The organism is Flavobacterium cheongpyeongense (genome assembly GCF_003202435.1).
GTDB lineage: Bacteria > Bacteroidota > Bacteroidia > Flavobacteriales > Flavobacteriaceae > Flavobacterium > Flavobacterium cheongpyeongense.
In genome coordinates this window covers 55,942-72,264 of sequence record NZ_QJHK01000002.1, presented here as the reverse complement: position 1 = coordinate 72,264, position 16,323 = coordinate 55,942, and the positions used below count along the sequence as shown (strand labels likewise).

Sequence of the window (16,323 nt, the reverse complement as noted above, 5' to 3'; positions counted from 1 at the left end):
TGATACTATTTTATATTGAAAAATTACTTGAAATGGTTCAAATTATTATCAAAAACCAATTACAATTAACACATTAAGATTAGCTGTAATCTATACTGTGGCACAATAATTTAAAAAAAATGAAATATATAAAACTCTTTTTCTGGTTCGTTTTTATCATTCCTGTGTGTTTTTCGGCACAAACAAAAGCGACTATAAGCATCGAAAACAATTCGGATACAGACCGAAAAGAAGCCGTTGTGGCAATAAGCTGGAAAACTATTTTAGACCGTTACCCTAAAATTGATACTTCAAATTTTGTTGTGATCAATACAAAAACCAGGAAACAAGTCATTTTTCAGTTAGAACACGGCACCTCTTCTGCTATTCAAAATTTACTGGTTCAGATCGATGTAAAAGCAAAATCAAAACTTAATCTTTCTATTCAGGAAGGAAAACCTGAAATATTTACCGTAAAAACCTATGCACGATATGTGCCGGAACGCAAAGATGATTTTGCATGGGAAAACGATCAGATTGCCTTTCGTACTTACGGTAAAGCAATTGAAGGATCAAACGAAGACGCTTTCGGTTTTGATGTATGGGTAAAGCGTACCTCCAGAATGATTATTAACGAACGTTATCAATTGGCTGACTATCACACAGATCATGGCGATGGCCTGGATTATTATCAGGTAGGGCATACCTTAGGCGCAGGAAATATGGCACCCTATGTAAAGGATACCGTTCGCTATTCAGCCAATTATCACAGATGGAAACTTCTTGATAATGGACCGTTACGCTCAACCTTTCAATTGATTTATGATGAATGGAATTCCGGCGGAATAAAAGTCACTGCTGTAAAAACAATAACACTGGATGCCGGCTCGCAACTCAGTCGGGTAGAAAACGTTTTTAATTTTGATGAAGACAAACCAATGCCGCTGCCTGTTGTAGTAGGAATTAGCAAAAGACCAGCTGCCGGAAATATTTTGTTGAATGAACAACAAGGAATTATGGCATATTGGGAACCTACTTTCGGAAAAAATGGAACCACAGCTGTTGGCTCTATATTGACAACACCAACAAATATGTGGGCAGACAAAGTACAGCTGTTAGCCAAAACAACAGTCAATAATAACGAACCTATTATTTACTACACCGGTGCTGCCTGGGATAAGGCCGGAAAATTTACTGATGCTAAAAAATGGTTTGAATATCTTGAAAATTTTTCTCTGGAAATAAAGAATCCACTCATTATCAGTGTAAAATAATGTAAGGTTCTGTTTCGAATTTCAAAACTTCAAAAGACATATTTTAGAGAGGATATAGAAATTGAAGAAGTAAAAGTAATTTTGAACATTAATAATAAAAAAAACATAAAAACAAGATTTTAGCACAAAATACGGAGTTATATTAAGGAATTTATTATCATATTAATATAATTTTTCGATATTAAGTTCTTTTAAAATATATTTGCAGGATGAGTACAAAAAGAATTACCATATACGATTTAGCAAAAGAACTGGGGCTTTCTGTATCCTATGTTTCCAAAGCCCTGAATGGTAAACCGGGAGTTAGGGAAGAGATAAGAGAAACGGTTTTAAAAAAAGCTGCAGAGCTTAATTTCAAACATAATACACAGGCCGCAAACTTAAGATATGGTTCCTCCAGAACCCTTGGCGTCATTGTACCTCAGATCAATCAAAGTTTTTTTTCAGATGCGATTTCCGGAATTGAAAAAGCATGCACGGAAAACAAACACAACCTGATTATTTGTCAGTCACATGAAAAATCGGATATTGAAGAAACAGCAGTCGAAACACTGATTCACCAGAATGTTGACTGTATTTTAATTTCTCTTTCCAAAGAAACACAGTCCGCTCAAATCCTGGAGCAGGTGTTAGAACACAAGATCAATGTTGTCCAATTTGACCGATGTGATGAAAATTTTCCCAGTCACAGAGTTATAAATGATAATAAGGACGCTACCTATAAAGCAGCAAAAAGCATGATCGAAGAAGGTTACCAACGACTTGCGTTTATTGGAGGTCCTTTGCACATGGACTTATACATGAATCGAAAAGAAGGTTTTATTAAAGCAGTCAAAGAGGCCGGAATGTACGTTCCGGACCATTTTATTGTAAATGATAATATAAGTAAAGAAAATGCTTTTCAGACCGCCCTGAAACTTCTTGCCTTACCTGAACCTCCGGACGCATTTCTGGCAATATCAGATTTACAGGCTTTAGGAATTATGCTGGCCATAACACAATCAGGACTTAAAACGCCGCAGGATATTGGTATTTTTGGATATGCTAACGAACCTTTTACTGAAATCATTACCCCTTCAATATCTTCAGTAGATCAAAATAGTGAAAAAATGGGGTACCAGGCCGCCATGGTTTACTTTGACCACATTTTGAAAAATAAGGACAGTAATGAAATAATTACCAAAATAATAGAATCGGATCTCATTATCAGAAACAGCTCAAAAAGAAGTAATGTAGTGATAAATATGTAGTAAATCCTGTCTTTTAATTAGAGAATTTATATCAATTATTTTCTGCACACTGCAAAATACAACTCCTGTGTCTTTTATTCCGTGTATACTTTCTCAGCAATATCATCGAAGATTGAGGCATCCTGAACCATTTCGTTGTTAAGGCAAGTTAAGGCAAAAAAGCGTTTTAAAACCATAATTCAATTGTTAATAATTACATCACAAATTTGAACTATAATTTATATTATGTAAAATACAAAATAAGTTATTTTGTACCAATCATAAAATACCGCATGGTTATAAAAAAAATTAGGTAAAAGTTTTTTATTAAAACTTAAACACAAGATAATCAATAAAATACATTGAATAATTATTCTAATTGCTTGGAATTTCAAGAAGAAATTAAGAATTATGCAAATCATTCGTTTTGAAATAACAATATGCTATAATGATTTTTTATTTTATTATTTTTACATTTGATTTATTAAATTTACTATGAATACAATTGCTGAGCATATTGCAGATTTTTTAAAAGAATATCCACCATTTGATAATTTGACATTTCAGGAACTCTATAATATTGCAACCAATATACGTGTGATAAATTTAGAGAAGCATGCCGTATTGTTTCAAAACAATGATATACTTCATGATAGTTTTTATGTTGTCTCTTCCGGAATTATCAATCTAACCACCGTTGCAGATGCCGAGGAAACCATTGTTAACAAATGCCATGAGGGGGATATTTTTGGTTTGCGTCCATTTTTTGCAAAAAACAACTACATGATGACAGCCAAAGCACGCGAAGAAAGCATTGTTTATGCTATTCCGATTGCTGTTTTCAGACCATATGTGGTAAATAATTCAGATGTTTTAAATTTCTTATTAGAAAGTTTTGCAATTAATTCACGTCATACAAAAGACAATGTAAATTCTGGTAATAAATTGGTCTCTGATAATGTGTTTTATTCTGACACACAATCAGAAATGCAATACATCCAGTCTCTGAACTATAATAATTCACCTTTGACCACCACAGGAGATAAAATCATAAAAGATGTTGCTATTTTAATGACAGACGCTATGGTTGATAATATTGTTGTCTGTGAAAATAATAATCCTATAGGTATTTTAACGGATGCCGACTTATCTTCAAAAATTGCTACAGGTCGTTATCCAATTACAGCAACTATAGATAAAATTATGTCGTCTCCTGTTGTTACTGTTATTGAAAATGTTTCTTTGGCTGAAGCTCAGTTATTAATGTTAAAACACAATGTGACGCATTTATGTGTTACTAAAGACGGAACAAACAAATCGGTTGTTAAGGGAATTATTTCTGAACATGATTTGATTGTAGCTCAGGCCAGTAATCCTGGCGTTTTGATTAAAGAAATTAAGAGATCACAATTACCAAAAGATCTAAAGCAAATTCGGGATCGATTATCTGACTTGATTCAAAACTCAATTCAAAAAAATATTACAATTTCACATGTGTGTAATATCGCCAATGAAATCAATCTGGCACTGATAAAACGTGCAATTGAACTAACAATTTTGGATCTCGGCTCCCCTCCTGCCCGTTTTGCATGGCTAAGTATTGGTAGTCAGGGAAGAAAAGAACAACTTTTACTTACAGATCAGGACAGTATATTGATTTTTGAAGATGTAACACCCGAAAAATACAGAGAAGTAAAAGATTACTTTTTAAGATTAGCCAAAAGAACAACTTCACTCTTGGAAAAAGTAGGATATGAATATTGTCCAAATGGTCATATGGCAAGTAATATGCTGTGGTGTAAATCACTGACAGACTGGATTAAACAATACAATAGCTGGATGAATACTCCAGGTGAAAACAGTAATGATTTGAGCAGTATTTTCTTTGATTATGAAATTGTTTTTGGTGAACCAAAAATTGAGGAGGCTGTTGAAAACGTCATTTTTAAAAATTCAATTAACAATCCTTTATTTTTTGATTTTTTAGGCAATGATGCCCTAAAGAAGAATTCGCCACTAAGCTTTTTTAAAAAATTTATTTTAGAAGAAGAAGGTCCTTATAAGATGAAATTTGATATTAAAACAAGAGCCTTAATGCCTCTCATTGATTCTGCAAGATTATTAATATTAAGTTTTAATATTAAAGGAATCAATAACACGTATTTGAGATTTAAACAACTGGCTATTTCAGATTCTAAAAATGCTGAAATATATCTAAGTTGTGCCGAAGCTTTTTTGACATTATTAAAATTCAGAACCATCGAAGGCTTAAAAAATGATGATTCAGGTCAATATATCAATATAAAAGAGTTATCTAAAGCAGACAAAGAGAAATTAAAAAATGCATTAGCTCCTATGCGTGATCTCGAGGAGTTGATTAAGAGTAAATTTCAACTTACACAATTTTCATGATATGCTGGACTGGCTGAAAAATATTAATAAAGAATATCCGGAATTTTGGAAAAACTATCTTAGTAAATTCGAAACTAAGCCTAATAGATTTGTAGTTATAGCAACCGAAACGTCGGGACTAAACCCTGCAAAAGATGTTATATTATCTATGGGAGCTTTTGCAATTGTTGAGGACAGCATTATCATTCAGGATAATTTTGAGGCTGTCCTATTACAATACAAATACCTAAATGATAATGGTTTGTCAAGTGAATTTATAATTGAGAGTAAAATGAAAAAGCTTCAGGAAAATGATGCTCTTGAAACTTTTATAAATTACTTGGGAAATGCAGTTTTAGTTGGCCATCATATTAATTTTGATATAGAAATGATAAATGCCGCATTGGAAAGACTGGATTGTGGCAGATTAAAAAATGAAGCACTGGATATTGATGTTATGTATTGCAAATTAAATGATATTAATGACAAGCAATTTTCTTTGGATGATTTATGTGAAATATATAAGATTCCGAAAAGAGACAGAAATTCATCAGCAGAAGATGCATATAAAGTGGCTTTGCTATTTTTAAAACTAAAATCCCGATTGGGAATCAAATAAGATAAATTTTTAAAGTGAACCTTAAAGGAATCTGTATCACATTTCAGATCATAAAATCAGGAATTGAGTAGAATTTAGAAGTAATATTATCTTGCAATTGGATTATTTAGCTGCAGAAACAATATCCTTTAAAAAAATATTATTTGGGAATCTACTGAATATCATGTATATAATTATCTAACTTTATTTTTTTTTTATTTTTATATAATTTTTTACTTGTATATCCCACATTTATCCCTATATTTGCACCCGCAAACAGCGTTCAACAAATGAACAAAAAAGCTGAATGGAATATAGGCCTCGTGGCGCAACTGAATAGCGCATCTGATTACGGCTCAGAAGGTTACTGGTTTGAATCCAGTCGAGGTCACAAAATCCCATTTCTAACGAAATGGGATTTTTTTTATGCGTGTAGTTGTTGCTATTTGAGCATCTGTGATGATATAGATGATCAATCCCAAAACCTGTGGAGCAAGAAAATTTAAGTATAAATATTTAGTTAGTCTAAAAAGGAAAATTCGCAGCCTTTGAATTAGAAACTTCAATATTCTATTTGCTTAAATCAGCTTTGGTACATTCCTAAATCATAATTTGGGTTTAAATAACTATTTTTACCAGCATCTATTGGAATTTAGGGATGGCTCCCCTGCAAATGACGTGGTCAGCATTCTCTTGATTTGTAGATATTCGCATCTGAGTAATATGAAAAATACGCTGACAATGAAGATATTTAAATTCTTAAAAAATAAATATAATGTTGAGCTCCTAATTGATATAGGCACTTATAAAGACATACCCTATTATTTTTTTGAAAGTGAGCTTCATCATACGGATTTTTATGAACTTATATTTTTCTCTAAGGGAAATGGCTTTTTGGAACTTGATCAGCAGAGAATTGAAATTTCAGATCATACAATCATTTTCATTTCTCCATTTCAAAAAAGAAGATGGTTTTTGGACAAGACTAAAGTGGAATGTTATTTCCTGTTTTTCCAGGATAGCTTTCTTTCTGGTTTCTTTTCGGATAAACTATTCTCTTTCAGGCTGCAGTTTTTCTACAACAAAACCCAACCGCTCTATCTAAAGGCTGATGAAGGCTTCTTTTCACAGCTGGCCAATATAATTCAGGAACTGCTCAGTGAGATCAAAACGTTCCGATCAGACAGCGAACATATTATAAGGGCACTGTTGTATTTTATACTCATCAAACTCAATCGGGCCTATGCAGCACATTACGTTCTGTCTTCAGAAACAGAAAATAACAGTATTGCTTTTATGTTTAAAGAGATGTTACAAAACGAAGTCCGTAAAACAAGAAACATTGACTATTACGCGCAAAAGTTAGGCATTAGCAGAGTAACACTCAATAAGTGCATCAAAAAACAGTTTGGACTTACGGTTTCTGAAATGGTAAATGAATTTATTCTCTTTGAAATAAAGTCTCTCCTGTCTTATACGAAGCTTAACATAAATGAAATTTCATATCTCTTGCAATTCTCACAGGCAAATCATTTAACGCGTTTCTTCAAGGCGCAAACAGGAATCTCACCAAAAGAATTCAGAAATGCTTATCAAAATGGTAGTTCTGTTATCTAACTGGTAATTATTCTCTTTACATCTATGCTATTTTTGTATATGAGAATATTTTTATCAAAAGACAACAAGCACCCTTATCTAAATCACTAGTAAATGCGGCCTGTTCTCAGTAGGAATCATTTAAACTATTAGATCATTAAAAATAGCCTTTCAATGAAAAAGCAAACCAAATTCACCCCTATATTTACTTTTATATTACTCCCCTTTTTGCTATTGGGGCAACGGCAGCAAACCATTGAACTTGCCAATCTGTACAAAAAAGGAAAACTGAAATCTGTAAATAGAGAGATCAAAATCGTTTCAAGTGACAGTGGAGATTATCTGAACATAGTTGAAAATAAAAAGGAAGGTATTGTATGGCTGCCTGTTAAGGATTTTAAAAACGGCACAATTGAAATTGAAATGCGGGGAAAAGATGTTTTCCAGCGAAGTTTTATCGGGATTGCCTTTCATGCTGCTGATAATATTAACTATGATGCTGTTTACTCCCGTCCTTTCAATTTTTTTGCAAAAGACTCTGTTCGGAGAATTCATGCTGTACAATATATTTCTCATCCCTATTTTACCTGGGAAAAATTGAGAAAGGAAAACAATGCGGTTTTTGAAAAAGAAATCATCAACCCGCCAAACCCAAATGACTGGTTTACCATGAAATTAGTAATTGAGGACACAAATGTTAAAGTGTACATAAACAATCAAGCTCAGCATTCGCTGACAGTTGAAAAAATAAGCAATCAAATTAGGGGAAAAATAGGGCTCTTTACAGCAGACAGCAGCGGAGGAGACTTTAAAAGCATTAAGATAAATTATAAAAAATAAAACCATTACTAAATCTTTACCGATAGAGTTTCCTGCTCGTATAAAAACTCTTTATTAACCACATTTAGTCCCTATAATTTTATGCTCAAAAGAATACTTTTAATTACCCTGCTTTCTATTCCCCTTTTTGCTGCTCAATCACCCAAGGAAACTTTTACTATCTGGGGAAGGATTTTAGATAATGGTTTTAGTCCTATTGAATCATTTTCGATTAAGGTTTTCGAACTTAATACTTTTACAAATCAAAAAAAAATAATCCAGGATTTTAAAGTCAGAGACAATAATGGAGAATTTTTAATAAAAAACCTTAATTCAGAAACTTATCTTATTGAAATTACAGTTGAAAATTATACGAGGTACAGCATCATAAAAACACTTGGAAATAAAAACGAATCAGTTGGGGAAATCGTTTTGCAAAAGACATGGTAAAAATTATAAAAAATAGATTTGGAGTGGATACTTTTTTACCACAAAAAAGTTAAGGCTGTCTCTTTGACTTTAAATAAATTAGAAATTTTCTGGGTACTTTTTTTGCAAAATCATTTACAAAATCAAATAGAAATCTTTCAATCCCCAACAGGTATTCACCTAAAACAAAGTCTTAATCTTAAGTTGTTATAAATAAGTAAATTAGCTTTTCTTGATTAAGTAAACCAGAACTTTCTTCAAAAGAAAAACAAAAAATGTTACTTTTGCGCTCGTAAACAAAATAACAACCTTGAAAAAGTATTTAATCATAGTGCTTTGCTGTATTATTTTAGCACCATCATTTGGTAGTGTATTTGTTTATGTATGCTTTAAGTTGGAGCAGCAAGAGATCGTAAAAACCATCTGCGTGCAGCGAAAAATGGTTTTCAATACCTGTAACGGACGCTGTGAACTTCAAAAAAGTCTAAAAAGATATAACGACAACGAAAAGAAAATGCAGGACAGCCTGAAAGAAAAAACAGAGCTGGTTTACATTTTAGATATTTCAAATAACACTTTCAAGTTAATTGCACCTATCGGAATCAAAACCTACTTTCCAGCTAGGTTAGATAATAAGCCTGTTTCAGTCTCAATAGAGAATTTCCGCCCCCCTTCCTTTTTTATATAAATTCTAATTTCAATTCCTATTGGAATGTTTTTTCATTGTCACAAAACAATGAAGAAATGCCTGCACTTTAATAAAATTACAATTATATAAAAATTACAAATGAAAAAAGAAATATATTTTGTGATAGCTTTGGTGACTTCACTACAAATCTATGCACAAAAAAAGGACAGCATCACAGACAAGTATACCATAATGGACGAAGTGATTATTGAAGGAGTGAGAAAGTCTCAGGATGTTTCAAGCGAATTGGCTTCAAAGCTTCCCATTCAAAACTTAGAAAATCCCCAGGTTACTGCTTCAGTTTCACCACAACTTATTAAAAATAGAAATTTTTACACCCAAGGCGAAATGCTGCGCAATGCTACTGGTGTTGCCTCGAGCTGGGCTGGTATTTCCCCATATTATTCCATCAGGGGATTTCGTACGCGTTCGAGTTTTAGAAATGGCGTAAACGGTTATGTAGCATCTGACATGGATCCGGTCAGCACAGCACAGCTTGAGGTTATCAAAGGACCAAGCGCCGTAATTTTCGGCGGCGGCGGCTCTACTATGATTACTTTCGGCGGACTGATTAATCGTGTTACCGTAAAACCGCAGCGTATTACTTTTGCAGACATTAGTGCAACGGGCGGATCTTACAACCTGCAACGAGCCACCCTTGATATCAACAGACCTCTTGACAAAGAAGGAAAGATTCTTGCCCGAATAACCAGCGCTTATACCTACAAAGGTTCTTTTCAGGACCAGGGTTTTTCAAAAACATTTTTTGCCGCCCCAAGTATTTCCTATAGGTTCAATGAGCAGTTACATATTCAGCTGGATGCTGAAATTTTAAACAAAACGGCTACGAATAATCCGCTGTACCAAGTGGCTTTGGGGACTGCTAAATCCTCCGATGAACTGCATTTGGATTATTTCCGTTCCTTCCAGGACAATACGGTAACTTTAAATAATAAGGCGGTAAATATTTACGGAAAAATCATTTACAGGCTTTCAGAAAATTGGAAATCGGAAACCAATTTAATTTCAATCAATAATAAAACTCCAGGAGATTATATAAGGTTGAGATTGGATGATAATAGCCAGAATGTTACACGAAGAGTCTACAGAATGTATCCGGAAAATATTACCAGTCAGCAAATTCAACAAGACTTTGTCGGGAATTTCAAAATTGGCAGTATGAAAAACCGACTAATTACGGGTGTTGAATATTATCATTATCTGTACGGGATTGCCAGTAAATCTATGAATTTTACTAAAGTTTCGGCTACTGCTGCGGATCCTCAAAATGCTTATTTCAATAATGAATATATTTCAGATCAACTGGCTTCAAAACCGTATGGAGAGAATTATAAGGCGATTCAGGATCATTATTCAGTATATGCTTCAGATGTTATCAACCCATTAGAAAATTTAAGTGTAATGCTTAGTGCCCGAATCAATTATATCGATAACAAAGGAACACAGGATTTGTTAACAGCAACAACTACTGGGGCTTATACACAAACGGCTATTTCTCCGAAATTGGGAATTAATTACCAGATTATTTCTGAAAAAATTGCATTGTTTGCTAATTATATGAATGGTTTTCAGCCGCAATCACCACAATCAGTAAACGGGCAGATGACCAATTTCCAGCCTGTTTACGGGAATCAATGGGAATCGGGAGTTAAAATATCTCTGCAAAAGAACCTATTGGATGCCGTTTTGAGTTATTATACTATTGATGTAACCAATGTGGTAAGACAGAACCCAAATGATACGGCCTCTTATCTGCAGGATGGCCAGCAGCGCAGTAAAGGTTTTGAAGCAGATTTAGAATCAAATCCGATGGCAGGATTGTTTTTACATGCCGGTTTTGCTTATAACGACAGTAAGCTTATAGTCTCTGATGCACTTACTCAAGGTTTAAGACCTGTAGATGCAGGTCCTAAACTTTCCGGGACCTGGTATATCAATTATGCTCCGCAGTCAAAAGCTTTGAGCGGGTTTTCTTTAGGCTTGGGCGGCAGTCATTATGGTAAAGATTTAATGATTAACAACGCTAATGGTTCTTTTTCCACTAATGCTTATACCTTAATTAACTCCGTTCTAAGTTTTGAGAAATCAGGTTATGTTTTTTCGCTTTCTGCTAATAACCTGCTCAATGAGCATTATTGGTATGGCGGCCGCGGTATGATTACCCCGGGAGTCCTGCGTGAAGTTATCATATCTTTTAAATTGAAATTATAAAGCTGTTATTTAGAACTTAAAGTGAAAAAAATCACAAAAATATCATTTCAACTCCACAGCTACCTCGGATTATTTTTCGGGGTGCTGTATTTGTTTTTTGGAATTTCGGGCGCTTTGCTGGTTTTTAAAAAAGAGATTGAGTGTTTCAATAACCCGTCAATGGATTCTTGTATAAAGGGCAGTAAAACCATTTCATTAAATGAGATGTACCATAAAGTCTCTGAGAGATATCCCCAGGCAAGGCAGATTATGCTGCACAGTTTTCCGAAAAATACTTGCGATACCTACGAATTTATGATTTTTAATTATCAGGATAAGGTGACCGATAATTATCTCTACTGCTGTATGGTAGATCCTTGTACGGGAAAAATTGTAAAAGAGGGCGATTTTAGCTCTTTTCAATCCCCTTTTTTTCGCTGGCTGTATCTTGCGCACTACTCACTTTTAATGGATAAACCAGGCAGACTTATAACAGCCATTGCGGCAATTGCTTTACTGCTAAACTTAATTACGGGTGTGATTATTTATCGTAAAAAGATATTTACTACTCTTATGTTTCGAGAGAAGTTGAATCGTAAATCTGCCAGAACGCTTAATTCATCGCTGCACAGGATTATCGGTGTCTGGACTTTGATGTTTAATTTCATTCTTTTTTTTACCGGTTTCTGGATGAATAAAAGTCTTTTTTTACCTGCTGAATGGAAATTAATTACGAAGAAAGAAATGAATTATCAGGTAAAAGCAAATATTGATCACGTGATAAAACATGCCCGGGAGATTCCCAATTTCAGGCCAATTGCCGTTAAAATCCCCGCTGATAAAAAAACGGATATTGTAGTAAGCGGTGAATTTTCTGATACCCAAAACCCACTTTATTTCGGTAAAGGAAGCGACGTTTATTATGACAGTGATAATGGAAATTGGATCAAAACCATACGAATTGAAGAAAAACCATTTTCTGACCGGTTTTATTGGATGATGAAACAGCTTCACCGGGGTGATTATGATAATTTATTTATTAAAATTCTTTATGTCATTACCGGATTCAGTCCTGCGATCCTTTCCATTACGGGATTTTTTCTTTGGAAAAGAAAAGGCAGAAAACAACCCGCTAAAAATCACAAATAATATATTATCCAGAGCGACAAATATGACTTCGGATATTATCAGCATCTACATCAAAACAAATAGCTAAACTAAATTCAAATTTGATTAAAAAAAACACCAAAGCAGATGACTCTTGATGTTTTATAATTCTGGAGTTTCATAAATAATAGTAATGTGTTTCCTGAAATTTAAGGAAAATAGATTCCTTAAATTATAAGCATCATCCTGTCTTACAATAATATCAACAGGCAGATGTATTTTTTCATTGTTTTTTAAATTATGTCAATAAAAAAGCCCTGTGTGTGTCAGCATCAACAGGGCTTTAACGACCAATTTCAAAATAAATTCAGGACACTTTTTAACGAATAAATCTCTCCAAATGGCAGTTTTTTTTAGAGTATCCTGAATCAATAGAATTAATCCAGGGTACAGGCCAATTCCAGCAATGTAGAAATACAGCGTTTAAAAACTTATTACGACAAAAGTTTTCAATTTGGATTGGTTAAAATATTAAAAAAGACCTTTTATAAACTGATATGTTGTTTCCAGTTTATTCTCTTGATTATTAAGCTCTTTGTTTTTTAGAATCTGCAGTGTGGTTAACTTAATTTTGATCAGTATTATGATTGATGCAAAAACGAATAAGATGATAATAAGGGCAAAAAATTGTGTCATAACTTAATTTTTTTGAGATGTTTAAATTTTTCAAAAATTAGATCTACTAATATTCTGTCTAACTGCAATATGGGTAATTTCACGATCTTTTTTAGCATGATATTTCAAATCATGATTAGAATTAAAATTAACCGCCATTAAGATAAAAACAGCAAATGCTAAAACAGGAAGCAAGTAAAAAACTTTTGACATAAAGTCGGTTTTGATATTTATTTTATAGTAAGAATATATTCTCCCAGCTGATCTAACTGTTCTTGATTTAGCTGTGATTCGAAACCTGGCATCTGAGGATAGTCCGGGCGTTTTTTTCCTGGTTTTTTAATCCATTTCTGCAGGTCGGCAATGTTGTCCTTGTAAATTTTTGCCATCTCCAGCACAGGAGGACCTACCAGCTTGGCATCCACTTTATGACAGGCCGTACAATACTGATTAAAAACCGCCTTGCCTTTATCAGCGGCAGATAGTTCTGCGGTATTTGCCTCTGCCTCTGCCTGCTTACTTTTTGTAATGGCTTCTTTTTTGATCTGTTGGAATTCTGCTGTTTTTAATTTAACCAGTTCACGGTGCTTCTCCAGAGCATTAGAGCGGTAAACCTGACGTCCTGACCCCATAAACAAAACGGTTATAGTCATTAGAACCAGTACCTTTTTAAAATCTTTATCAATGGTGCTTTCATCTCCCTGAATCCCTTTCCACATCATCCACATTGCCGGCAGGGCTATGGCTGCTCCAGTAAAGATGATCAGTATTAAATTCCAGCCAAGTCCTTTTGAGGGAAGGGTTAGCAGTACTAATGGCCCGATCAGGAACTGAATCACAGAGGCGACCAGTGCCAATGAATAGCCTTTTTTCTTTAACTCATACCGGGTGAAGCTTGGGAAAATAGTTTCAAAAGGATAGTTTTTTCTTCCCATATACCAGTGCAGAAACAAGCCCGTAATGGAAAGGGAGGCGAAAATGAAATGGAAATACCTTGGAAAAACATTAGGCAGGGTCATGGCACTAAAGAAACCCTTTACTAATGCCCATTTTTCCGGAAAAAGCATCAGGTTGATATTGGTTAAGAATATAAAAGGAATAAACAGGAAAATTACAACAGCAACGGCCAGAATAGAAATATGCACCGCTTTGTTATTTTCGAGCAGTTTCCAGGTGTATTTATGCAGGTAAGTCAATAAAAAGGCCACCGTTACCAGTGGAATGACCGCAATCCACATTAATCCTGTCAATGCATTGGCAGAGTAAAAATATATGGTATAAAGAACATTTATACTTAGTAATGGGGCGATTCCCATTACAACAGCTATACTTTTATTTACCGTTATTGTCGCTGCAATTTCATGGGCCAGAACATCATATTCCTTATTTTTCAACCCCTTAATTTGTGACCAGAGTGTTAACAATGACCCACCGACCATTAAATTCACAAAAAGGATATGGACCAAAAAGGAAATCACAAGTATGCTGACTAACAACCACTCTGGCAACGGCAGCGGTAAAGGGATGTCTTTTGGAACTGGTGTAGCGTTCTGCAGTGCGATAAATAACTTGGTAAACATTTTATTTGTTTTTATTGATTAAAGTTGTAGCTGAATTATTTGGATTTATAGTTACGCCTTCCTCCTGCGCACCTTCAAGAACATCTCCTGTCATTTGCAAATATCTAATATAAGAAGCAAGTGCTTCTGCCTCTTTTTCATTTCCTGGAAATTCAGGCATAAAAGTTCTTCCGTTGTGCATATTGGGCATATAAGCGGCCATTGATGCAATATCCAGAGGTTTTCCCCCAGCACCGTACATCCTGTCAAAAACACTCACTATACTGTTAACTCCCTGTGCAGTATGGCAACGGCTGCAAGCTATGATAAAAACATTTTTACCTGCTTCAATCTTGTTTTCGTCAGTTACTTTATTTACCGTAGTATAAGTGGCATGTTTTAAAATACCGTCCTGTTTGTAGACTGCATAATCCTCCTTGAGCAGAAGATTAGAATACATATACTGGCTTATAATATAGGGTTTTCGAATAAATTCGCGCACTCTTTCAAAAAAGCCCAGATAAGCCATAGCCGTTATAACAGGTATTATTACAACCCCGGGCCTTAACCATTTGGTTTTATAAATTCCTAATACCCCTATTATCAATGTGAGTCCTGCTCCTGCAAAAGCCACATAAAGCAGTAAATTGTAATATTGAGAAAAAGATAAGGATCCCACAGCTGTACTCATGTTTTCCACCATCGCTGCCGGCATTGCCCTATAGTACATATAAGCCGCAATAAGAGAGAGCGGAGCCCAGAGCAGCAGCCATTGTGAGGCGTATTTAACAGCATTGATTCTAATAGAAGTACCTGGTTTTGTAAATAAAGTAATAAAGAACATTCCAAATATTCCGGCAACAAGCATAGCAGTTGGTGTCCTGAAAAAAAGCTGGGGCAGATAAATGGGATTGGTAAAACCGTTTAGCAAAGTCTTATGGGTTTCCCAATTTCCCGGATCCATCATAAAACCAAGAATAGAAACGATGATTGCCATGGTAATCCAGGAGAATAAACTCAGATACCAGCCAAATTTAATATGACGCAATTTTGCTTTTAATGTAGTGTTGCTGTTTTTCCAGGTCAGGAAATAAATCATGATTAAAACCACTTCAGTAACAAAAACCAGCCATTCTGTAAACCATGCCCAGTAAAAAACCCGTATTAAACTCCCTATTGAAGCAGGACTTACAAGGGCAACAGAAAACCAGATCCCTACTCCTGTCATTGCTCCGATGGTTGTAGTGATAATAAAAGCAACTTTCATTATTTTATAAACCATAGCATCCCATTCCATATCGGTAATCTGATCTTTACCGCTTCGTGAAACGCCTCTTTGTTCAAGCCAGGTTACAAATGGCATAAAACCTACAGCCAGGCCATGATTGATAATAACGTGAAGAATGGCAATAATTGCGATGAGCATTCTATTATTTAGCCAGTCAAGATGAAACATTGGAAAATCCATAATCTATAAATTTATTGATGCAAATTTCAACAAACAATGAGGGTTCTCCTAAAAACAAAAAAGCGAAAAATTTAGAAAAACGTTCCTTTTATTTTAAAAAAACAACTTTTTTATATCATTATTCACCTGTGTTAATTTAGATATTCAATCCTGAAATACATTTTTTTAACTTCCAGCCTGGTACTTAAAAAGCAGCAATAAGTGCTAAGTCAGTTATATTAAAAAGTCTAAGGCAGAAAAAAAATAAGCCCGATATGATACCGGGCTTACTTTATAATCTGAGACTCAGAATTTCTTCAT

General features: G+C 34.4%; 13 protein-coding genes and 1 tRNA gene. 11 read left to right on the top strand and 3 right to left on the bottom strand.

Translation table 11 applies throughout. The annotated features are described in order from the left end of the window. Positions 1-119 precede the first annotated feature (119 nt). The 11 genes from DMB65_RS02605 (at position 120) to DMB65_RS02555 (ending at position 12,363) form a co-directional block, all read left to right on the top strand. On the top strand, positions 120-1,253 hold the full coding sequence (locus tag DMB65_RS02605) for a DUF4861 family protein (protein WP_230470583.1): 1,134 nt from the start codon (positions 120-122) through the stop codon (positions 1,251-1,253). Between the two features lie 209 nt (positions 1,254-1,462). Next, positions 1,463-2,503 (top strand): LacI family DNA-binding transcriptional regulator, encoded by a 1,041-nt coding sequence (locus tag DMB65_RS02600; protein WP_110305116.1) that lies wholly within the window; start codon positions 1,463-1,465, stop codon positions 2,501-2,503. Between the two features lie 474 nt (positions 2,504-2,977). Further along, positions 2,978-4,894, top strand: coding sequence for a DUF294 nucleotidyltransferase-like domain-containing protein (locus DMB65_RS02595; protein ID WP_110305115.1), 1,917 nt, complete (start codon positions 2,978-2,980; stop codon positions 4,892-4,894). A 1-nt stretch (position 4,895) separates the two neighbouring features. Then, the gene (locus DMB65_RS02590; protein WP_110305114.1) at positions 4,896-5,492 is read left to right on the top strand and encodes a 3'-5' exonuclease; all 597 of its coding nucleotides are present in this window, start codon (positions 4,896-4,898) and stop codon (positions 5,490-5,492) included. Between the two features lie 296 nt (positions 5,493-5,788). Continuing rightward, positions 5,789-5,862 (top strand) — tRNA-Arg (locus tag DMB65_RS02585). A 350-nt stretch (positions 5,863-6,212) separates the two neighbouring features. After that, complete coding sequence (locus tag DMB65_RS02580) at positions 6,213-7,088, top strand: helix-turn-helix domain-containing protein (RefSeq protein ID WP_165834843.1); 876 nt, start codon at positions 6,213-6,215, stop codon at positions 7,086-7,088. Between the two features lie 153 nt (positions 7,089-7,241). Further along, entirely contained in the window at positions 7,242-7,907 is a 666-nt protein-coding gene (locus DMB65_RS02575; protein ID WP_110305112.1) for a hypothetical protein, read from the top strand. An 81-nt stretch (positions 7,908-7,988) separates the two neighbouring features. Further along, positions 7,989-8,336, top strand: a complete 348-nt coding sequence (locus tag DMB65_RS02570) for a hypothetical protein (protein WP_110305111.1) — start codon at positions 7,989-7,991, stop codon at positions 8,334-8,336. 289 nt (positions 8,337-8,625) lie between these two features. Continuing rightward, positions 8,626-9,003, top strand: coding sequence for a hypothetical protein (locus tag DMB65_RS02565; protein ID WP_230470582.1), 378 nt, complete (start codon positions 8,626-8,628; stop codon positions 9,001-9,003). A gap of 99 nt (positions 9,004-9,102) precedes the next feature. Further along, entirely contained in the window at positions 9,103-11,235 is a 2,133-nt protein-coding gene (locus DMB65_RS02560; protein WP_110305110.1) for a TonB-dependent siderophore receptor, read from the top strand. Positions 11,236-11,256: 21 nt separating this feature from the next. Next, a complete protein-coding gene (locus DMB65_RS02555) occupies positions 11,257-12,363 on the top strand; it encodes a PepSY-associated TM helix domain-containing protein (RefSeq protein ID WP_110305109.1) in 1,107 nt (368 codons plus the stop codon). 684 nt (positions 12,364-13,047) lie between these two features. Here DMB65_RS02555 and DMB65_RS22075 read toward each other — a convergent pair. From DMB65_RS22075 to DMB65_RS02545, 3 genes are all read right to left on the bottom strand, one after another. Continuing rightward, positions 13,048-13,209, bottom strand: coding sequence for a hypothetical protein (locus DMB65_RS22075; RefSeq protein WP_165834841.1), 162 nt, complete (start codon positions 13,207-13,209; stop codon positions 13,048-13,050). A gap of 17 nt (positions 13,210-13,226) precedes the next feature. Continuing rightward, positions 13,227-14,390 (bottom strand): c-type cytochrome, encoded by a 1,164-nt coding sequence (locus tag DMB65_RS02550; RefSeq protein ID WP_230470581.1) that lies wholly within the window; start codon positions 14,388-14,390, stop codon positions 13,227-13,229. 187 nt (positions 14,391-14,577) lie between these two features. Further along, complete coding sequence (locus DMB65_RS02545; protein ID WP_110305107.1) at positions 14,578-16,023, bottom strand: c-type cytochrome; 1,446 nt, start codon at positions 16,021-16,023, stop codon at positions 14,578-14,580. Between the last annotated feature and the right edge of the window lie 300 nt (positions 16,024-16,323).

What these genes read in the sequence shown, in the direction of transcription:
- DMB65_RS02605 (WP_230470583.1), top strand. Translation starts at nt 120, where the DNA reads ATGAAATATATAAAACTCTTTTTCTGGTTCGTTTTTATCATTCCTGTG.
- DMB65_RS02600 (WP_110305116.1), top strand. Translation starts at nt 1,463, where the DNA reads ATGAGTACAAAAAGAATTACCATATACGATTTAGCAAAAGAACTGGGG.
- DMB65_RS02595 (WP_110305115.1), top strand. Translation starts at nt 2,978, where the DNA reads ATGAATACAATTGCTGAGCATATTGCAGATTTTTTAAAAGAATATCCA.
- DMB65_RS02590 (WP_110305114.1), top strand. Translation starts at nt 4,896, where the DNA reads ATGCTGGACTGGCTGAAAAATATTAATAAAGAATATCCGGAATTTTGG.
- DMB65_RS02580 (WP_165834843.1), top strand. Translation starts at nt 6,213, where the DNA reads ATGAAGATATTTAAATTCTTAAAAAATAAATATAATGTTGAGCTCCTA.
- DMB65_RS02575 (WP_110305112.1), top strand. Translation starts at nt 7,242, where the DNA reads ATGAAAAAGCAAACCAAATTCACCCCTATATTTACTTTTATATTACTC.
- DMB65_RS02570 (WP_110305111.1), top strand. Translation starts at nt 7,989, where the DNA reads ATGCTCAAAAGAATACTTTTAATTACCCTGCTTTCTATTCCCCTTTTT.
- DMB65_RS02560 (WP_110305110.1), top strand. Translation starts at nt 9,103, where the DNA reads ATGAAAAAAGAAATATATTTTGTGATAGCTTTGGTGACTTCACTACAA.
- DMB65_RS22075 (WP_165834841.1), bottom strand. Translation starts at nt 13,209, where the DNA reads ATGTCAAAAGTTTTTTACTTGCTTCCTGTTTTAGCATTTGCTGTTTTT.
- DMB65_RS02545 (WP_110305107.1), bottom strand. Translation starts at nt 16,023, where the DNA reads ATGGATTTTCCAATGTTTCATCTTGACTGGCTAAATAATAGAATGCTC.